21 protein-coding genes are annotated in these 20,662 nt (G+C 35.8%); 7 read left to right on the forward strand and 14 right to left on the reverse strand.

The window, feature by feature from the left end; all coding sequences use genetic code 11:
• Window positions 1-524: 524 nt before the first annotated feature.
• The 7 genes from CDZ92_RS12340 to CDZ92_RS12370 all read right to left on the reverse strand — a co-directional run bounded on the left by CDZ92_RS12340 (window position 525) and on the right by CDZ92_RS12370 (window position 8,137).
• Window positions 525-1,454: a manganese-dependent inorganic pyrophosphatase gene (locus CDZ92_RS12340; RefSeq protein ID WP_096155511.1), complete on the reverse strand. Its 930-nt coding sequence runs from the start codon at window positions 1,452-1,454 to the stop codon at window positions 525-527.
• A gap of 129 nt (window positions 1,455-1,583) precedes the next feature.
• Window positions 1,584-1,925, reverse strand: coding sequence for a nuclear transport factor 2 family protein (locus CDZ92_RS12345; protein WP_096155512.1), 342 nt, complete (start codon window positions 1,923-1,925; stop codon window positions 1,584-1,586).
• A 97-nt stretch (window positions 1,926-2,022) separates the two neighbouring features.
• Window positions 2,023-4,224 carry a TRAP transporter permease gene (locus CDZ92_RS12350; RefSeq protein WP_096155513.1) on the reverse strand — a complete coding sequence of 734 codons (2,202 nt, stop codon included), beginning with the start codon at window positions 4,222-4,224 and terminating at the stop codon, window positions 2,023-2,025.
• Window positions 4,225-4,252: 28 nt separating this feature from the next.
• Window positions 4,253-4,786, reverse strand: coding sequence for a DUF1850 domain-containing protein (locus CDZ92_RS12355; protein ID WP_157842768.1), 534 nt, complete (start codon window positions 4,784-4,786; stop codon window positions 4,253-4,255).
• A gap of 25 nt (window positions 4,787-4,811) precedes the next feature.
• On the reverse strand, window positions 4,812-5,792 hold the full coding sequence (locus CDZ92_RS12360; RefSeq protein ID WP_096155515.1) for a TAXI family TRAP transporter solute-binding subunit: 981 nt from the start codon (window positions 5,790-5,792) through the stop codon (window positions 4,812-4,814).
• A 288-nt stretch (window positions 5,793-6,080) separates the two neighbouring features.
• Window positions 6,081-6,776, reverse strand: coding sequence for a CDP-diacylglycerol--serine O-phosphatidyltransferase (gene pssA, locus CDZ92_RS12365; protein ID WP_096156998.1), 696 nt, complete (start codon window positions 6,774-6,776; stop codon window positions 6,081-6,083).
• Window positions 6,777-7,021: 245 nt separating this feature from the next.
• Window positions 7,022-8,137 (reverse strand): NAD(P)/FAD-dependent oxidoreductase, encoded by a 1,116-nt coding sequence (locus CDZ92_RS12370; protein ID WP_096155516.1) that lies wholly within the window; start codon window positions 8,135-8,137, stop codon window positions 7,022-7,024.
• Window positions 8,138-8,408: 271 nt separating this feature from the next.
• Between CDZ92_RS12370 and CDZ92_RS12375 the strand changes: the two genes are divergently transcribed.
• From CDZ92_RS12375 to CDZ92_RS12385, 3 genes are all read left to right on the forward strand, one after another.
• Window positions 8,409-9,884, forward strand: coding sequence for an amidase family protein (locus CDZ92_RS12375; protein WP_096155517.1), 1,476 nt, complete (start codon window positions 8,409-8,411; stop codon window positions 9,882-9,884).
• A gap of 369 nt (window positions 9,885-10,253) precedes the next feature.
• The gene (locus tag CDZ92_RS12380) at window positions 10,254-11,447 is read left to right on the forward strand and encodes a glycine C-acetyltransferase (RefSeq protein WP_096155518.1); all 1,194 of its coding nucleotides are present in this window, start codon (window positions 10,254-10,256) and stop codon (window positions 11,445-11,447) included.
• An 81-nt stretch (window positions 11,448-11,528) separates the two neighbouring features.
• Window positions 11,529-12,479 (forward strand): L-threonine 3-dehydrogenase, encoded by a 951-nt coding sequence (locus CDZ92_RS12385; protein WP_096155519.1) that lies wholly within the window; start codon window positions 11,529-11,531, stop codon window positions 12,477-12,479.
• 41 nt (window positions 12,480-12,520) lie between these two features.
• On the opposite strand, the gene CDZ92_RS12390 is transcribed toward CDZ92_RS12385, so the two are convergent.
• Window positions 12,521-13,603 carry a threonine aldolase family protein gene (locus tag CDZ92_RS12390; protein WP_096155520.1) on the reverse strand — a complete coding sequence of 361 codons (1,083 nt, stop codon included), beginning with the start codon at window positions 13,601-13,603 and terminating at the stop codon, window positions 12,521-12,523.
• Window positions 13,604-13,795: 192 nt separating this feature from the next.
• Between CDZ92_RS12390 and CDZ92_RS12395 the strand changes: the two genes are divergently transcribed.
• The 4 genes from CDZ92_RS12395 to CDZ92_RS12410 all read left to right on the forward strand — a co-directional run bounded on the left by CDZ92_RS12395 (window position 13,796) and on the right by CDZ92_RS12410 (window position 17,218).
• Complete coding sequence (locus CDZ92_RS12395) at window positions 13,796-14,098, forward strand: ArsR/SmtB family transcription factor (RefSeq protein WP_096155521.1); 303 nt, start codon at window positions 13,796-13,798, stop codon at window positions 14,096-14,098.
• A gap of 77 nt (window positions 14,099-14,175) precedes the next feature.
• Window positions 14,176-15,567, forward strand: a complete 1,392-nt coding sequence (locus CDZ92_RS12400; protein WP_096155522.1) for an aldehyde dehydrogenase — start codon at window positions 14,176-14,178, stop codon at window positions 15,565-15,567.
• Window positions 15,568-15,761: 194 nt separating this feature from the next.
• A complete protein-coding gene (locus CDZ92_RS12405; protein ID WP_096155523.1) occupies window positions 15,762-16,145 on the forward strand; it encodes a hypothetical protein in 384 nt (127 codons plus the stop codon).
• Between the two features lie 371 nt (window positions 16,146-16,516).
• Window positions 16,517-17,218 carry a metallophosphoesterase family protein gene (locus CDZ92_RS12410; RefSeq protein ID WP_096155524.1) on the forward strand — a complete coding sequence of 234 codons (702 nt, stop codon included), beginning with the start codon at window positions 16,517-16,519 and terminating at the stop codon, window positions 17,216-17,218.
• 387 nt (window positions 17,219-17,605) lie between these two features.
• On the opposite strand, the gene CDZ92_RS12415 is transcribed toward CDZ92_RS12410, so the two are convergent.
• From CDZ92_RS12415 to CDZ92_RS12440, 6 genes are all read right to left on the reverse strand, one after another.
• Window positions 17,606-18,124, reverse strand: coding sequence for a hypothetical protein (locus CDZ92_RS12415; protein WP_096155525.1), 519 nt, complete (start codon window positions 18,122-18,124; stop codon window positions 17,606-17,608).
• 32 nt (window positions 18,125-18,156) lie between these two features.
• Window positions 18,157-18,549 (reverse strand): hypothetical protein, encoded by a 393-nt coding sequence (locus CDZ92_RS12420; RefSeq protein WP_096155526.1) that lies wholly within the window; start codon window positions 18,547-18,549, stop codon window positions 18,157-18,159.
• Window positions 18,550-18,562: 13 nt separating this feature from the next.
• Complete coding sequence (locus CDZ92_RS12425) at window positions 18,563-18,961, reverse strand: hypothetical protein (RefSeq protein ID WP_096155527.1); 399 nt, start codon at window positions 18,959-18,961, stop codon at window positions 18,563-18,565.
• Window positions 18,962-19,031: 70 nt separating this feature from the next.
• Window positions 19,032-19,667 carry an HAAS signaling domain-containing protein gene (locus tag CDZ92_RS12430; protein ID WP_096155528.1) on the reverse strand — a complete coding sequence of 212 codons (636 nt, stop codon included), beginning with the start codon at window positions 19,665-19,667 and terminating at the stop codon, window positions 19,032-19,034.
• Window positions 19,664-19,993, reverse strand: coding sequence for a PadR family transcriptional regulator (locus CDZ92_RS12435; RefSeq protein ID WP_096155529.1), 330 nt, complete (start codon window positions 19,991-19,993; stop codon window positions 19,664-19,666). Before CDZ92_RS12435 ends, CDZ92_RS12430 begins: the two co-directional genes overlap by 4 nt.
• A gap of 115 nt (window positions 19,994-20,108) precedes the next feature.
• A complete protein-coding gene (locus CDZ92_RS12440) occupies window positions 20,109-20,534 on the reverse strand; it encodes a VOC family protein (protein ID WP_096155530.1) in 426 nt (141 codons plus the stop codon).
• Window positions 20,535-20,662 lie beyond the last annotated feature (128 nt).

A 20,662-nucleotide genomic window follows, 5' to 3' on the forward strand; every position in this document is an offset into this window, starting at 1 on the left:
TCTCCCGCAGGACAAGGAAAGCTACGGCAGCGATACATCGCACGAAGAAAATGCAGTAGCATTTTCGAGGAGTCTACGATATGCGTAGAAATCAACCGCTTGTAAGGTATCAAAAATCAACATTAACCTTTAAAACAGCCATATTTTTAAATAGACTTTATTTGCATACTATGTTGTTTTTCTAATATTCACCATTTGAACTTTATCGATTATGAAAAGTAATCTGTTTTACCCAATTAGTTCTATTTTATCATTATTATTTGAATACTTTAATAATAGATGTGCTTTATTAGTATGTTTCCATAGACTGATAGGAACATTCTATCTAATATGGTCCATACACTCTTACGGGGATATAAAAAAAGTACCCATTCTTATTTTCATAAGAACAAGTACTTGAGTGAGTTGAATAATGTATTATCACTATCCATATGTGTCGGGAAACATTGCAAAAAACAGGAATATTTAAGTGTAATTAACGAAACGCTATTATGAAATTAAATCACTATTATTTTCATGTCGAATTATTTTGTAAATGCAGCTGTTAAAGGTGGGACAATTTGTTTCTTACGAGAAACAACACCTTTTAATGTAGCTGTGTTGTTATCAAGGGAAACACCGAATGCTTCTTCTACTTTTCTAACTTCCTTACCTAAAGCTAGTGCAACGGAATCATTATCTAGAATGTCTGTTACAACTAAGACAAATAAGTCTAAGTTTTTAGCTTCAAGAACAGTGTTGATAGCTGATTCGATTTCTGATTGACGAGAAAGTACATCATTAGTATCTACTGTATTTACTTGAGCTACTTCTACTTTTGCAGTACCCATAGAAAATTCTTTAGCGTCAATAGTTAATAGTTGTTCGATTGTTTTTTGACTTAGATCAGCACCAGCTTTTAACATTTGAAGTCCATACTCTTCGGCGTTCACACCAGCGATTTCAGCAAGCTCGTGCGCTGCTTCTACGTCTGCTTTTGTGCAAGTTGGCGATTTAAACAACAGGGAGTCAGAAATGATTGCAGAAAGCATTAATCCTGCAAGCTCTTTTGTAACAGGTACTAAGTTCTCTTTGAACATTTTGTTTAAAATAGTTGCTGTACATCCAACTGGCTCTATACGGAAGTATAAAGGATCTTTTGTTTCAAAATTAGCCACACGGTGGTGATCAATAACTTCTGCAATTTGAACATTTTTAATGTCAATTGCACTCTGTTGGAATTCATTATGGTCTACTAAAATTACCGCTTCCACTTCATTCGCAACTGTTTCTACTAAACGAGGTGCTTGTACACCGAAATGCTCTAAAGCGAACTTTGTTTCTTCGTTTACTTCACCTAAACGAACAGCCTCAGCGTCCATTCCTAGTTGTCTTTTTAATTCTGCATAAACAAGCGCAGATGTAATTGAATCTGTATCTGGATTTTTGTGACCAAAAACTAATACTTTTTCCATTTGTCATTCTCCTTTATGTTTCACTTCGACGAATTCATTTGCTACTCATCGATATTATGTATTTTACCTACGTTTAAACTTATCATTTTTTCATATAGGTGTTCAATAGGGCTTTATTAAAAACACGTGTTATTTTACAAACCAAACTTTAGAAATTTTATCTTCTTTTATTTCGTACATTGCGATTGCAAAAACTTCTACGCCATTTGCTCTGCCGGTTACATGCTCATGGTCAATTACGATATTGCCTTTTACCATTCGCGATACAAGGGCAGCGTGTTGATTTGGATTTTGATTGAATAGGTTAGAATAACGTTCACGCATTTTATCGATACCTTCATAAACTAATTCGTTTGATGGGAAATCGAGAATTTGTACATCTTCACTATATACCGAGAGAAATGTTTCAATGTCTCCATTGTTATAGGCATCTAATTGTGTTTGAGCTAATTTTTGAGATAGTTGTTCCATTTTTAAATCCTCCAATTAATTGAGCTATTACTTTATAGTTTGTCATTTATTATATAGAAAAACCTCTCCTATTAGAAGAAGAGGTTTTCTTATTTTATTATGCTTGCACATTTTCGTTCATTGGCTTTACTTTTTTTGAACGAGCGTATTGATATAAGAATAACGCTACAACAATGGTGATACCTGTAATGTCGGTAATCCAGTTACCGTTAATTAGTAAGATTGCTGCAATTAGTGCTGCTAGTCTTTCATACCATTGATATTCAACAAAAAACCAACGTTGAATGAAAGAAGCAAATGCAATAATACCGATTAGGGCAGTGAATATGTTAATACCAACGTCTAACCAGGATGCTTCCGGGTTTAACAATAGAATAGTCGGGTTCGTTGCAAAGGCGAACGGTAATAATAACGCGCCTGAGTCAAACTTGAATCCTTGAACACCAGTACGTATTGGTTCAGCCTTGGCTATTCCAGCTGTTGCATAAGCTGGTAAGTTAATTGGCGGTGTATCATCCGCAAGTACACCGTAGTATAGTACGAATAGGTGAGCCGCGAGTACCGGTACACCTAATTGTACAAGTGCTGGTGCGATCATTGCAGCTAAAATAACGTATGTTGCTGTTGTAGGAAGACCTAATCCAAGGATTAAGCAAGCAAAGACAGTTAAAATTAATGCAATGTATAGCTGTGTATTTTCAAAAACTAGGAATGACGGTAGTAGAGCTGTTGCATTTCCTGAGAAAGAAATAATCATGTTGGATAGTTTTAAAGAAAGACCTGTTAAGTTAACTACCCCAATCAATATACCAGCAGTTGCACAGGCTACGATTACGGCTAGAGAGTTTCTAGCTGCAAGTTCAAATCCGTTAATTAGTTCACGTAGTCCATATCGTACTGGTGCTGCTTCTACTTTTAATTTCTTTTGTCCAACAGCGAATACCACTGCAATGACTAAGCTTAATACAATTAATAATGGAATTTCATTTCGCCACATAATATCTCTTTTTAAGAATTGGTTAAGAAAATCAATTACGTACCCTAAACTGTATGCAAAACCAATTAAGATAGCTGCATAAAGTAAGCTTCGACCAATTCTTTCTTTAAATCGGTGTGCAAAGAATGCAAGAACTAATATTACTACGATGGAGAAGAATGCTGCGTTTGGTACAGTTGCCCCTCCAATTAAGAAGTATAGTAATACTCCAATTGGAAAGATTAAATACCCTTGTTGTAGCATAACTTTTCTTGCAGAAACTAGTTCGTCTTTTCTCAGTCCTCGAATATTATCTCTTGAAGCTTCAAAGTGAACCATTACTAGAATGGCTACATAACAAAGGATCGCTGGAATGAATGCACTTTTAATTATTTCTGCATATGGGATATTCGTATATTCAATCATTAAGAATGCCGCAGCACCCATAATTGGTGGTAAGAATTGACCACTTGATGAAGCTGCTACTTCAATACCACCGGCAACGTGTGGCTTGAATCCTACTTTTTTCATTAATGGGATAGTAAATGTTCCGGTTGTAACCGCATTAGCTGTAGAACTACCAGAAATACTTCCTAGCATACCACTTGCTACAACGGCTGCTTTTGCTGGTCCACCTTTATATTTACCGAAGGCACGTAATGCTAAGTCGATAAACATTTTACCAGCACCTGTGGATTCTAAGATAGCTCCGAATAAAATAAAGATAAATACGTATGTTGCAGAAACGTTAATTGGTGTCCCGAAAATACCAGCTGTTGTGTAGGCCATTTCGTAGAAGAAACGGTCAAAGTCTGCACGAACATGTCGAAATGCTCCATAGAAGTGTTCTCCCAAAAAGTAGTAGGCGATAAAGAAACCCGCTATGATAACAAGTGGTTTACCTACTACCCTTCTGGTTGCCTCTAAAACCAAAGCAACTAGCGCAACCCCTACCCAAACATCTAAATCGGACGGTCTAGCACTTAAAATCGATTGCGATTGTTGGTTTTGTATAATATAAGTACCTACTAAAATTGCAAATCCTGTTAAAACTAAGTCATACCAAGGAATAGATCGTTGGTTTAGTCCTTTTTTAATCGGGAACATTAAGAATACCAGGGTTAAACCCATTGTTAAGTGAAAAATCAAATGAGTTCTTGTTCCTACTCGCAGTCCAAAACCTGCTGTGTAAAAGTGGTAGATAGATAGAACTAAACTAGCCACAAGTATAATCATTGCCCATTTACCTGTTAAGATCCTATCACTTGCTTCAAGCTCTAGTGCTTTCGCAACTTCTATCTTATCGTGTTTATTGTTTTTCATCACATTCGCTCCTTTCTTTCAAGGAAAACTAACTCTTTAGTTTCCAATGAAAATATTCGATCCATTTAACATGTATAATGGCGAATTTTATATGATTTCTTGTGTACGGTGGTTCTGATAAAACAACTTCTTCCTCCTTGAAATGAAAAGTGTGAAGGTGAAGGTGAGAAGGCATCATATGAATAACATCTATTGGGTCATATAAATCTTTTAAGATATAAAAGCCGTCTTTCATTTCCACTGTGCCTTTTTGTTCATAAGGCATTCCAGCACCAAACGATCTAGTCCAGCTTTCCATTGCAAAAATTTGACCAGACTCGTCTACTTTAAACTTCTCTATTACTAATGATAGTTCAACAGAATGTATATACTCGTGTCGAAACCAATCATCTGGTTTGATTTCTCTTTGCCACAATATGTCCCCTGTTTTCACTTCTTCAATAACAAGGAATTTGTGAGGACTTGGAAGGTACAACATGAAAAGCGTGGACATGAGTATGAAGCTTACTACTACTATTGTTTTTTTCTTTTTAAGGTAGGAAAGGGCATTGCTAAGTTGCAATGCCCCTCCTTTATGTTCAACTCTATTACTTAACCTCATCGTAATAGCGTTGTGCTCCAGGGTGAACTTCGATAGACATACCGTCTAACGCAGTCTCTAAAGATACGTCACCACCACGTGCGTGAGTACCAGCTAATACATCTAAGTTTTCAAATAAAGCTTTCGTCATTTCATATACTTGGTCATCCGATAAATCTTTAGATACAATAATCATAGCTTGAACAGCTACAGTAGTTGCATCTACAGTTGTACCATAAACACTTGCAGGAATGTCGAAGCTAGTGTAGTAAGGGTATTTATCTGATAATTCTTTAACTTTATCAGCCGTAATGCTTACAATTGCAACGTCAGTAGTTGTTTTTAACGCTTCAATTGCACCTGTAGGAGTACCAGCTGTAATGAATGCTGCGTCAATGTTTCCATTTTGGATTTCATTTGCAGCGTCACCAAATGCCATATATTCTGCCGTAATATCATCATACGTAATTCCATGAATTTCTAAAATTTGTCGAGCGTTTGCTTCCGCACCAGAACCTTGGTCACCTACAGCAACACGCTTACCTTTTAAATCTTCAACAGTAGTAATTCCACTGCTAGCAGATGTAACAATTTGTACAACTTCTGGATAAAGAGTAGCAATTCCGTAGAAATTATCTGTTTTGTCCGTGAACATTTGAGAACCTTCATGTGCATAGAAAGCGATATCATTTTGTACTAATGCGATTTCTGCTTTTCCATCGTGAATGTCGTTTGCGTTTACAACAGAAGCACCACTTGAAACTCCAGTTGCAGTTACATTATCAACGTTGTCCGTAATAATACGAGCCATCGCTCCACCTAATGGGAAGTAAACCCCTTGCTCTCCACCAGTTAAGATCGTGATGTCACTTACCCAACCGTCTCCATCTTCTCCACCAGTAGTACCGCCTTTGTTGGATGTACCACAAGCCGCTAATACCATACCAACTACTAGCATTAAAATTAATAGTAAACTATGCTTTTTCAAAATTATTCCCCCTCTATTGTTTTTTTGAAAGCATTCTATAATTTACAAGAGCTGTTACACCCTTGAAATTAACATGTTTTAGAACTAGATATGTACTATAATAGATTGATACAATCGTATTTTGATTGTAACACAATTTTTATTTGTTGAAAAATAATATGACAATAAGATTACTTTTTTTGTATATTTTTACATTTCCAAAGTGATGAAGAAAGCTCATCCACGTGTGCGGATGAGCTTTAACTTTGTATATATTTATGCTAATTTGAGTTTTACTATACCTTTGTTTTAGTCAATATCTTTTTTATTTTTACCTTTTACAAAGCGATATGCTAAGTAAGCAAAATATAGTGGTGTCGCAATGTAAATTAAATAAGGAAACTGTGCATATGTTCCTTTATATATAACATATAAAAGACTTCCTAAAAATAGTGTTACAATCGTACCATATTTCGGAAGTGGTATTTCTTTAAAGCTAGGTATTTTAATTTTACTTATCATTAAGAAACAAAGTGCTGTAAAAATAACAGTTGTTAATATTTCAGGGAATTTGCCACCAAATAGGGTTAATAATGCTAAGATTCCCCCTGCAGCTGTGATTGGAACACCTGTGAAATATTTTCCAGATGAATTAGATGTACTAACGTTGAATCGCGCTAGTCGGAACGCTCCAAATAAGGGGAACACACCAGCCACCATGAATCCAATTAAGCCGAACTGAAAAAAATATGTATAATACACTAGAAATGCAGGTGCTACACCAAATGTAACTACATCTGCAAGTGAGTCTAATTCTTTTCCTAACTCACTTTCTGCTCTTAACATTCTCGCAACGCGACCATCCATACTATCTAACATCATACCAATTAGGATTAAAATTGCAGCGTTGCTATATTGGCCATCTGCAGCAAATCCAATGGATAAAAATCCACAATACAAGTTACCTAACGTGAACAAATTTGGAATACTTCTTCTAAACCGAATACCCACTGGCTTTCATCACACTCCATCTTTTCATAACCTTTACCTTTATCTTTTGCTATGTAAGTTCAATTCATTTATTTTCGTTTTGCAGTTTGAAGTAATACATGAAGAAACTCATTGTAGTTCACTTTAAACCTTACAAAAATATAGTTTTTACTATAATTCAGATTATATCACTTTCACGATAAATTAGCTTAAAAAATTACACATTTTGTTATATCACGTAACAAAATCATTTTCAATTACTACTCTATAGCCCCCTTAACATCATATAATGATAAGTCTAATTCTGTTTGTTTCCCAATGGCTAGCTTCGCTAATTCTGCTCCTATATATGGTCCGCTTGTTAATCCAGACGCACCTAATCCATTTGCAACTAACACTCCACTTAAGTTCGGTACTCTTCCTAATACCGGTAAAAAGCCTGGTGTGAATGGTCGGAACCCTACTCTTGTTTCTACCAATGTACTTTGACCAAGTCCAGGAGCAACCTCTAATGCTTTACTAAATATTTCATTAAGTCCACTAGGGGTAACTCGAAAATCAAATCCAACATTATCTTCATGTGTAGCACCTACCACTACTTTCCCTCCACCAAAGGAAAGAATATATTGATTATTCGGAGGCATAACAACTGGCCAGTTTTCAGTATTGGCATTTTCCATTTCTAAATGCACTATTTGTGCTTTTTGTGGTTTAACTAGAAATTCTATTCCTAGAGGGTCGAGTAGTTCTTTTGACCAAGCTCCTCCAGCAACTATTACTTCCTCTGCCTCGAATACTTCTTCATTAACTGTAATTCCGGTGACTTGTTTTTGGTAAAAGTTAATCGATGCACTACCTCTAATACATTTAACCCCTCTTTTTTCAGCTGCATTAATCAGTGAATTTCTTAAAGCTCTACCATCCACGCGAGCAGCGCCGCTAATGAACACAGCCCCATACTCCGTTGATAACGGTGGAAATAGTTTATTTGTTTCTTCTGGAGATAATATTTTAATATCCCCAATTTCAGGGGCGTCTTCTCTTCTTTTATGTGCACGTTCTGCCATTTTTTCTAATTTCAGAGGATCGGAATGAAGACTTAATGCTCCTACTTTCCTATAGCCTGTATTTGTTTCTCCATCTTGCTCTAATTGTTCTATTAAAGTTGGATAAAAGCGAGCGCCACCTTTAACAAGTCCGTACCAAGCTTTATTTCTTCGTTGGGAAATCCAAGGACAGATAATTCCTGCCGCTGCATCCGTTGCTTGTCCCTTATCAAATCTATCTACTAACGTAACATCTACACCACTTCTCGCAAGCTGATATGCTGTCGATGCCCCAACAATCCCCCCGCCAATTACTACTATTTTCTTCATAATATAACACCTTTTCTATCTAAGACTTAATCAACTATATCTAGTTTACAAGAACCATAACCATATACTCAAATACTGTTATGGGAAAAGTTACAGAAATATTAAAAGTGCCTGGCACTTTTAATATTTCTGTAACAAAACTTTTTTATTTTCAGAACTTTCTATATTAGGTAGAATGGGGTTAATGGTAAGTTTAGAAGGAAGTTAAGTTAAGTTAAGTTAAGTTAAGTTAGGTTAGTTTAGATTAGGAAAGAGTAGGGGTGTAAAGTTTATGTGGAATCCTAGGTTAGTTGCTTATTCTAAAGAATATTTATTAGAGGCGACAATTGGTATGTTGCAAAGGGATATGGAAGAGGGAAAAATTACTTCTCGCGATTTAGTTTTAATGTATTTAGATAGAATTGCAATTTATGACAAAGAAGGTAGTGGCATCAATTCGATTTTAGAAGTGAACCCCGATGCCGTTCAGATTGCGGAAAGCTTGGATGTTGAAAGAGTTTGTTCAGGTGCACGCGGCCCACTTCATGGCATTCCAGTTCTACTGAAGGATAACATAGATACAGCAGATAAGATGCATACGAGTGCAGGCTCACTTTCCTTGGCTGCTAATGTGGCTGAACAAGATTCTTTTGTCGCAACGCAACTTAGAAAAGCTGGTGCTGTTATCTTAGGCAAAACCAATATGACCGAATGGGCAAACTTTATGTCGGAAAACATGCCTAGTGGGTATAGTTCCCGAGGAGGCCAGGTTCAAAATCCTTACGGACCAGGGAATTTTGATGTAGGAGGTTCTAGCAGTGGTTCAGGCGCTGCAATTGCCGCTAACTTCGCAACTGTTGCAATAGGAACCGAAACGTCTGGCTCTATTTTAAGTCCAGCTAGCTCTAATTCTTTAGTAGGAATAAAACCAACAGTAGGATTAGTAAGTAGAACTGGTATCATTCCAATTGCACATAGCCAAGATACTGCCGGCCCAATGGCTAGAACTGTGAAAGACGCGGCCCTTTTATTATCGGTAATTTCTGAAAAAGATAGCAGTGACCCTGCTACTTTAACTAATCCAATTATCAACAAATCTTATGAAGATTTTTTACAATCGGAAAATCTTAACGGCATCACAATCGGTGTGGCAAAAGATCCATTTTTCTCTTATTTAACAGAGGAGGAAAAAGGGTTAATGGAAAGTGTAATAGGAGATTTAAGAGCTCTTGGAGCTACGGTTGTGGAGGAAGTTGAAATTCCTTCTAGTAAGGAAAAATGGGACTACAATACTTTAATATATGAATTTAAGCCAGATTTGAACGCATACTTAAAAACTACTAGCAGGGACGTGCCCGTTTCTAACTTGAAAGAAGTCATAGAATTTAACTTACAAGAACCGAACACACGGTTAAAATACGGACAAACTTTGCTAACAAAATGTGAAGACACAAGTGGATCTTTAACAGAGAAAGAATACGTATTAAGTAGAGAGAAGGATATATATCTTTCACAAGAACAAGGAATAGATGCAACATTAGCAACTTATTCCCTCGATGCAATTTTAACACCTAACAACTTTGGCGCCGGTATACCTGCAAAAGCTGGTTATCCTTCCATTACAGTACCAGCAGGTTATTCTTCTGAAGGCAAACCAATCGGCGCAACGTTTACTTCAGGTGCATACGAAGAAGGAAAACTCATTCAAATCGGCTATGCCTATGAGCAAAAAACAAAGCATAGGAAACCACCGGTACTAGAGAACTGATACTATTAATATACCGATCGAAGCTTTTAATTGCTTGATTAAAAAGATCCAACACTTTTCACTAAAGTGTTGGATCTTTTGTTTGTTACAGCAATGTTACAAGTACCTGGCACCTGTAAAGGCACCTGTAAAGTTATCGTAATACTAGGTTACTTTGGGTATAATATGTTGGTATTTGAAAGTTGGAAATTTGTCTTTTGGGTATAAACATTTATAAAAATATATGTTAAAGTATTTATTGTGATTACTTTTAATATTAACATTTAACAGCACTTCCATATGTCCACCTGAAACAAACATTTATCTTTTTAAGGTGTACACGAAAGCGTTTGCAAAGAAACAAATCTATATATTTAAGGAGGAATACATATGTCTAGTACTATTTTAGATAGTTTTTTACAAGAAAACCTCGAAGATTTAAAATCAAAAGGTCTTTTTAACGTCATTGATCCTTTAGAAAGTCCAAATGGACCAAAAATTAAGATTGGTGGACAAGAGTTAATCAACCTTTCTTCTAACAACTATTTAGGGTTGGCAACAGATGAAAGATTAAAAGAAGTAGCGATTAAAGCGATCGAAGATTTAGGTGTTGGAGCAGGAGCAGTTCGTACAATCAACGGTACACTAGGGCTTCACGTTCTATTAGAAGAGACAATTGCAAAATTCAAACATACGGAAGCAGCAATTGCTTACCAATCTGGTTTTAACTGTAACATGGCAGCTATTTCAGCTGTTATGGACAAAAACGATGCAATTTTATCTGACGAATTAAATCACGCATCTATTATCGATGGCTGTCGTTTATCTAAAGCGAAAATCATTCGTGTAAAACACTCTGACATGGACGATTTACGTGCAAAAGCGAAGGAAGCAAAAGAGTCAGGCCTATATAACAAAATCATGGTTATTACTGATGGGGTATTCTCAATGGATGGGGACATCGCTAAGCTACCAGAAATCGTGGAAATTGCAGAAGAGTTTGATCTTATAACATATGTAGATGACGCTCACGGTTCTGGAGTTTTAGGAAAAGGTGCTGGGACGGTAAAACATTTCGGTCTATCTGACAAAGTCGACTTCCAAATTGGAACACTTTCAAAAGCAATCGGTGTTGTTGGCGGATACGTTGCAGGTAAAAAAGAGTTAATTGAGTGGTTAAAAGTTCGAAGCAGACCGTTCTTATTCTCTACTTCTTTACCACCAGCGGATATCGCAGCGTGTATTAAGTCTTTAGAAATCATCATGGAAAGCACAGAGCTTCATGATAAGTTGTGGGAAAACGGAGACTACTTGAAAAAAGGCCTTAAAGCTTTAGGATTTGATATCGGTGATAGCGAAACACCAATCACTCCTTGTATCATCGGGGATGAAACGTTAACGCAACAATTCAGTAAACGCCTATTCGAAAGTGGCGTGTACGCAAAATCAATCGTATTCCCGACTGTACCAAAAGGAACAGGTCGTGTACGTAACATGCCAACTGCCGCACATACAAAAGATATGTTAGACGACGCTATTGCTATTTACGAGAAGGTTGGAAAAGAATTAGGTGTTATTAAGTAATACAACAGTACTTGAGGGGAAATATTCTATTTCCCCTCAAGTATTGATTAATCAGCTAGAATGCATTGGGGGATTTTCAAAATGAAAAAAATATTAATTACTGGTGCTCTTGGCCAAATCGGTTCTGAGCTTACATCTAAATTAAGAGAAAATTACGGAGCAGAAAACGTTATTGCAACAGACATTCGTAACAACGGTAGTGACATTACGGAATCTGGTCCATTTGAAATATTAGACGTTACAGATGCAAAATTAATGTTTGAAATTGCTAAAACCCATGAAGTAGATACAGTTATTCATTTAGCTGCTCTATTATCTGCGACAGCCGAAGCAAATCCGTTATTAGCATGGAACTTGAACATGGGAGGATTAGTAAACGCGTTAGAAGTCTCTCGTGAACTTAATACACAATTCTTTACACCAAGCTCAATTGGTGCATTCGGTCCAATGACACCGAAAGATTTAACACCACAAGATACTATTCAGCGCCCAACTACGATGTATGGTGTGAACAAAGTTTCTGGTGAGTTATTATGTGACTACTACTTCCATAAGTTCGGAGTAGATACTCGTGGACTTCGTTTCCCTGGTTTAATTTCTTATGTAGCACCTCCAGGAGGCGGAACTACTGACTATGCGGTAGAAATTTATTATGAAGCAATTAAAAATGGTCGTTACACTTCTTACATCGACAAAGGTACATACATGGATATGATGTACATGCCTGATGCGTTAAATGCGATTGTTAATTTAATGGAAGCAGACGCAACTAAGTTATCTCATCGTAACTCGTTTAATGTGACAGCAATGAGCTTTGAGCCAGAACAAATTGCTGCTGAGATTAGAAAACATATTCCTTCTTTTGAAATGGACTACAAGGTAGATCCAGTTCGTCAAGCTATCGCAGACAGTTGGCCAAATTCTATCGACTCTAAATGTGCAAAAGTAGAGTGGGGCTTTAAAGCCGACTACAATTTAGAGAAGATGACGGTTGATATGTTAGAAAAATTAAAAGTTAAATTACAAGCATAAAAATTAGGACTGCCTCTTTAATCGAGAGCAGTCCTTTTCATTTACTTTAACTCTTCATTCAATTGCTCAAAAAGGTTCTTTAATGTTTCTTTAGGAATTTTATTATATTGGTCCCCTATACTTACTTCATACGTACTATTCCCATCACTTTTCTCTTTAATATACCCTGTGATTCCTATACCTGTTTCCTTATATAACTCAGTAAAAATGCGCTGTAAAACTTCTTTTGGAGCATCAATATGAACATGGAACATGTTAGAAACAGGAATTTCAGGGATAGTTGACACTTTTGAACAACCATTATAAAGTTTTGCAAGTTCTACTGCCGCTCTATAATATTGCTCCATCTTATGAAGTCTTTCTTCAAAGTAATAATCCGCAGCCACAATATAAGGATATAGACTAATCAAATCTCCTCCGTACCGCTTTTTCCAAATTTTCGACTCTTTCATAAACTCTTGACTTCCAGCGAGAATGGCACCCGCTACCCCACCAATGCCCTTATAAAAAGAAATGTATACACTATCAAACAAACGGCAAATTTCAGAAGCAGTTTTCTTATAATATGGTAAAACTTCGTAAAGCCTTGCTCCATCTAGGTGCAGTCTAATTCCTCTTTCTTTGCAATAACTAGAGATTGATTCAAGCATTTCATAACTAGGCAACTTGCCTCCGATTTCTCGTTGTGGTAATTCTAATAATAAGCATGCTATATCCTCTTGCATGTTAACGACATCTTCTAATTCTATAACTCTACTTTCGTCTGCTAATAATACGGTCTCGATCTTATGTAACTCTTTCAACCCATCCTCTTCATGAATTTCGAGATGACAAAGTGGATGGTATGCAACTTTATATTTGTGTTTTTCATCCGCCCATATTCTTAATGCGATTTGTTGGGCCATTGTCCCACTCGGGAAAAACACTGCTGACTCCTTCCCTAAAAAATCCGCCATTTTCTCTTGAAATTCTTCAATTATTTTACCTTGTCCATACATATCACTTTCTTGGTCCTCGTCCAGCGACATGATTGCTTTTTGTAAAACTTGAATATTTCTTATACCGTGTCCATGTAGCTGATAGTTTGCATCTTTGTAAGCCTGTAGCAGTTCATCCTTAGCCATTATATCCATCTCCTTTTATGCCAACTATAAATGCAATTTGCAAATTCACTTTAATTTTATCACTGACACCTTTTGCATGCATTATTATCCATTCTTCGCTAATTGATTTATTTATACCTACATGCTAAATTTAATCTGAACAAAGCGTTTAAACTTTTAAACATTTAAACTTTATAAAAGGGGGTTTAATAGATGGGGCAAAAAGCTTTGGACATACTACGCACATGTATTCCCACTTTTCAGGCGTTAAGTGATCCACATCGACAAGACATTATTTTGCTTTTAGGTGAACATAAAAAATTAACAGTAAATGATATAACAGGCTACTCTTCTTTATCTCGCCCAGCTATTTCTCATCATTTAAAAATTCTTAAAAGTAACGCCCTTATAAAAGTAGAACAACAAGGTACTCAGCGGTTTTATTCATTAGCACTTGAAGATTCATTAACATTATTAAAACAATTAATTGAATCCGTAGAAAAAGATTGTCTTTAAAACTGATAAAAATTTGGTTGGTTTAAATATTTAAACCTTTGAATATAAATAAGGAATAAAAATAGGGGGCCTAAACTATGAAAGTACTTACCGAACAAAACATGAATGTGATTTTGAAAGAACATAAAGATTTTTTTAGAGAAGGTCACACCTTTCAAGCAAGCTTTCGCATAGAGCAATTAAATAAATTAAAAGAAGCGATTCAGTCCTCTGAAAAAGAGATACTAGATGCTTTGTATAAGGATCTGAGAAAAAGTGAATTCGAAGGGTATACAACGGAGATTGGTTTTGTATTAGACACCATTCGATCGATGACGAAAAATATTGAAAAATGGATGAAGCCAAAGAAAGTTAAAACGCCAGTTTATCAAATGCCATCCAAAAGCTACTTAATGAAAGAACCTTATGGCACTGTGTTAATAGTCGGCCCGTTTAACTACCCATTCCAACTTGTGATGGAGCCATTAATTGGAGCAATGTCTGCTGGTAATTGTGTCGTGTTAAAGCCTTCCGAAAGCACACCAAATGTTTCCGCTTTGATCAACAAAATAATTAGTGAAAATTTTGATGAGCGCTATATTCGGGTGATTGAAGGGGAACGAGAAACAACTTCTACCTTAATTCATGCTCCTTTTGACAAGATTTTCTTTACAGGAAGTGTCCCTGTTGGAAAAATTGTCATGGAAGCTGCTGCGAAAAACTTAGTTCCAGTAACTTTGGAACTTGGAGGAAAAAGCCCTGTAATTGTTGACTCTACAGCCAACTTAGATTTAGCAGCAAAGCGAATTGCTTGGGGTAAACTAATGAATTCCGGCCAAACGTGTATTGCACCTGACTACGTGCTTGCACATAAAAGCATTAAAGATTCACTGATTTCAAAGATGAAAGAAGCAATAAAAGAGTTTTACGGGGAGCATGCTTCGGAGAGTCCAGATTACGGTCGTATAGTGAATGAAAGACAGTTTGATCGATTAGTTTCTATAGTGGAACGCGACCGTGAGAAACTAGTTTACGGTGGTAGAGTTGATAGGGGTGATTTATACATTGAACCTTCTATTTTGGATGGAGTTAACTGGGATGACGCTTGTATGGAAGACGAGATTTTCGGACCAATTCTTCCTATACTTGAATATACGGAGCTTGATTATGCGATTTCTATGATAAATGAGCACCCAAAACCACTAGCCCTATACATGTTTACTGAAAGCGCTGATGCGGAAAAAGAAGTGCTTCAACGTGTTTCATTTGGTGGCGGCTGCATTAACGACACGATCTCACATGTATCTAACCCAAATCTACCATTTGGTGGTGTTGGTAACTCAGGAATTGGTGCTTACCACGGAGAACATAGTTTTAACGTCTTCTCCCACGAAAAAAGCATCCTAAAGAAAAGCACGAAAATCGGCTCAAACCTTGCCTTCCCACCATATGGCGACAAAGTAAAATGGGTAAGAAAACTATTGAAGTAACAAAAATTACACAGGTATTGCAATATTTTTACAGGTGCCAGGCACTTTTAACAAATCTGTAATATTGAAAAAGGCTGTAGTCTAGTAGCACTGTTGTAATAGCGATGGACTATAGCCTTTTTTTATTTTTTGGGTATATTAACTACTCCTCTAGCAACTCTATTACATCTACTAATAGAAAAGGAGTGTTTCCGTTGGATAGTAGAGATCAATTTTATGTTGGGCAAAAGTACACAAAAGGAACGAAGATGATTTTCCGAACCCCTTTAGGTGGGCAAACGGTCAGAAAAGGGGTAACGAACGTAACGAGCCGTTTTCCTAAAAAGAGTATTTATGTTGCTTATTACGATGAAATACGTATAACTACAGAAAATCAAAGTGATTCTGAGGCAACTGTTCACTTTCAGTTTGTGCTTACAGAAGAACGTGAATTACTTATTCCATTAAAAAAATTCAAACTTGCTCCAGGCGAATCTTGTACAGATGTTTTTTCAATTCCAGGGACAAGACTGACTATATTGGCTGAAATTTCAGTGGAGGAAGAAAGTACAATTGATGTTGTTGTATATGGAAGGTAAAAGAAAATCCCCTTGTTCCTGAACACATTTTCTAATACAAAAGAGCCAGTGGTTTTATTTCCCTTGGCTCTTACATTCCTATTAATCGCTTGATCACCATCGACTCTTTATGATTGCTCAAGATTTCAGTGACAGGTTTACTTTCCACATTTATCACACCTTTCCATATTATACTTACTTTTATCTTACCCAATATAGCTGTAACCTTTAAAGTTCATACCACTATTAAATATTCTGGAATTGTAACAGGCACTAGCAATATCCTAGAAATACTTATTGGTATTGTCCAAACCTCCAAACTTATTATTATTACCTTTAAATTATCCCCATTGTGTTAGTATAAATTTAACAGGTAAATGGGAGTGATAAATTTGAAGCGACTGCTAGCTATTAGTGACATACACGGTGACTTAAAGAAGTTCGAAAGACTATTGAAATTAGTTCAATATAACAGTGAAAACGACCAACTTTTACTCCTAGGTGATTATGTTGACAGAGGTCTAGAGTCAAAACAAGTAATAGATAAAGTAATAGAGTTGAAGAAAGATGGTGCCATCGCCCTGATTGGAAATCATGAAAAAATGATGATGGACGCTTTTCAAGGAGATCCAATGAGTTTAAAGAGATGGTATTACAATGGTGGTATAAAGACACTTCAAAACTATGGATACGATATTGCAAAAGACGACGCAAAGTTTTGGTACACGACGGAGGAAATGCCAGATCTTATAGAAATGAACGAAGAAATTAAAGAACATATTCAATTTCTTCATGAACTACCCTATTATTATGAAACAGACACTCACATTTTTGTACACGCTGGGGTGCATCCAACAACATTACTTCATGAAACAGACCAACATACACTTGTATGGATTCGAGAAGAATTTCACCAAGGTTATGCCGGCCCTAAAACAGTTATTTTCGGACACACACCAACAAAGTACTTACATAACAGCCCTGAAGTATATTTCGGCAAAAATAACATTATCGGTATTGATGGTGGGTGTGCTTATGGAGGCAGACTTAACTGTTTGGAAGTGGAAAGTTTGAAAATAATTTATGTAGAATGATCATCGGTTCAACCGCTATAGAAACAGCGGTACATCTGTAAACGAAGGATAAATTAAGGCTGGGACAAAAGCGCAAAAAGGTTTTGGCTCCAAAGAATAATCGATAGTTTCTTTGGACCACTTCAATTTATGTCACTGGTTTTGCTTCATTCTTTTTTTATCAAGTTCATTTTTGAACTTCTCTTTGGTGAAAATGAACTTGAGTGGTCTTATCAAATTCATTCTTGAACTTTTTCTATGCTGAAAATGAAGTTGAGTGGTCTTATCAAGTTCATTTTTGAATTTCTCTGTGGTGAGAATGAACTTGAGAGGCCTTATAATGTTTAATCTAAGTTATTTAGTAAAAATCAACTTCATCATCCTCATGTGTTTAACTTCAAATTATTATTAAGGTTTATCTTTCCTCAAGCTAATATTCGTTACCTTCCCATAAAAATGCACAAAAGACAGACTGATGTTATGTTCATGGTCAACATATCCGATTTCGTGTAAACCTTGGTCATTATCCTCATAGGTATAGTAGTTACCACCATAAACTTCTATGACATTTTCTAGAGGGGTTCCTATCTTGACACCTTTCTCAGTAGATGCTGACATATTCTTTTCTTCCGGAGCAATTAAAATAATCTCACCTGATTCTTTTAGTGCTCTAATCAAAAGTTTATCGTTCCATAGTAGTTCATACGGTAACTCATCTTCATCATCATAAGGATAAGAATTAAATCTGCCATGTTCTTTTATAAATTCATCATCTGTAATTACCATGCCTAATTTAATACCACTAATATTCTCGTTAAGTAAGTTTGTTGATTCAACATTCTTCATAGCTTCTTCACGACTAACATTATTACAACCAGTTATAAAGACTATAAAAATACTAAAAACCACTAAAAAATTTTTGTACACTTATAACACCTCTCTCTTTACTCTTCGTGTTCCTACTCTACATGTTTTTCGGCAAATCCACTATGAAGCACTTGTGAGATTGTCTCCCTTTCATACCGATAGAAATAATAAGTTTCAGGTTCATCGGAAAACTCCACCAGAGCTAAGTACCCTAAAAACGCATTTCGCTCAGTTCCAACAATTTTAAAGTCTTCTTGATTATAGCCCTGCTCAACCAAGTACACTTCTACGTCTTTTGTCATTTTCGCAGGATAATAGATGGAATGATAAGCGCTGTATGAAACTTTTCCAACCATGTAAAGGATGAAGAATATAATTACAACTTTTCTTCCCTTCTTTTTTCTATTAGAATAGAGAATCAAAATAACAAAGCAAATTATTACAATAGGAAAAATAGTACTAAACAAAATATCAAAAAATAACATCCGTTAATACCTCCTATTCCATTCTTCGCACCCATACTTGGTATACCTCTCCTTGATAATGCCAGAATACAAGGTTCATTTTTCGGTTTCTATCGACATATCCAATAACACTCATTCCTTGTTCAACCGTTGAATAATAATTTTCTCCATAAAAATTTTTTACGTCTTCGATCGCATCACCAACATAAAATACCTCTTGTGATTCATAAGGAATGTCCGTACTTTTCACGAAATGGTAATTACGTTCGTAAACGATATAGCCTCCAATGAATATGATTAATACAACTGGGATACTATACAAAAAAATCAGGATTTTCTTTGAATCTTTAAAAACGTATAAACTAATAAGATAAGTTCCTAACAATACAGGAAAAATACCAAAAAAGAATACAAATAACACTCCAATAAGCATCTTTTCTGCACCTCCATAGATAAATACATACCTAGTAATTCTATGTATGTGTTTAAAAAAAGTAGGGATGTTATCCCTTTGTTATTCCATATTTATAACTGATTTTACTAATAGGATAAAAAAGTATTGTCACAATCACACATGTTAGAAAAAACGCAGGACTCAATAACGGTTCAAAAATATTCTTAATCGGCTCAAAGTACAACACGAGTAGCATTAATATCACATTCGGTACTAACGCTAATTTTAGAATAGTGTTTAACGTTTCCTTTCCGTTAAAGCCATAAATCCTTCCAATGGCGTAGCCTACTACAATCCAAAGAGAAAAATATAAGAATAGTACGAACCATTTCTTTTGCGCTAAAGTTTGCCAGAGTGTTGTAGCAAATGGAAATTCACTACTGTATAGACTTATTGTTAATAGTATTCCAGTTAAAAAAAGTAAATAATTGAAAGAGACAGTGACATTACTCAACTTCTTTTTACTAAGAGGCTTGTAGCAAAACTGTGAAGCAATTATCTTCGGATTACCTAGCTGTTCTAACACTTTTTCTTCCGCGTCTTCTTTACTCAAGCCAGTTAAAATCAGATCCCGAAGTTTAGATTCATAATGAACTTCATATTCTAACAAAATATCTTCAGAGTTTGGATGAAACTCCAGTTCCTTTTCAAGTTGGTTTAGAAACAATTCTTTTCCTCTGCTCATATATGTCTACCCAACATTTGATTCATCATTTTTACAAAGGAATTCCATTCTTTCTTTTTATCTTGAAGTAATCCATTCCCATTCTCTGTTATTGCATAGTACTTCCTTGCGGGACCTTTTTCCTGTTCTTTCCAGTAGGAAGTAATGTACCCTTTTTCTTCAAGCTTGTGTAGTCCTGGATAAATAGTACCTTCTTTTACATCTAGCGTATTGTCGCTACGTTGTCCCATTTCTTTCACAATTTGATACCCATACATATCTCCTGAGGTTAATAACTGGAGTATGATGAGGGAAGTACTTCCTTTTATCAGTTCACGATCATACATTGTGCTTCACCTACCTAGTTTTATGAGGTATATAATAAATTTACAATTTTTCCTAGATATAGTCAAATAAAAAAAGACCACTTTTTAACAAAGTGAGTCCTTTTTTCGCGATTCCTTAATGTGCTACTTCAACAGAAACTTGCCAGTGTACACCATACTTATCTGTTACTTGCCCATAAGAAGGACTCCAGAAAGTTTCTTGTAATGGCATTGTCACTTTTCCGTTTTCGCTTAATTTTTCAAAAATATCTTTTGATTTTTCGACATTACTTAAAGTAACGGCGATTGTTACTTGATTTCCAAGTTCGTATGGTTGGCCTGGCATTGTATCTGAAAACATAAGGCGTGCATTTCCTAGTTGTAAACTTGCATGTAATACTCTTTCTTTCATTTCTGGAGGAGTTGGATATTCTGGGTTGTCTGGCATATCTCCAAAAGATTGTATCCCTATCACTTCTGCACCAAGAGCTTTTGAATAAAAACCAACTGCTTCTTTAGCGTTCCCATCTAACACGATATACGGATGGATATGTACATTCATTACGTGCACCTCTTCCTTTGAATTTAAAAAAAGAACATACGTTCTAACTTAATTTTACCACAATTATCATCTATGTATACAATTATTTTTTCAAAAAAAGGACAAATAATTGTATCCTATTCTTATTC

Origin of the sequence: Bacillus sp. FJAT-45066, from assembly GCF_002335755.1 — a bacterium.
Lineage (GTDB): Bacteria > Bacillota > Bacilli > Bacillales > Bacillaceae_I > Bacillus_CD > Bacillus_CD alkalisoli.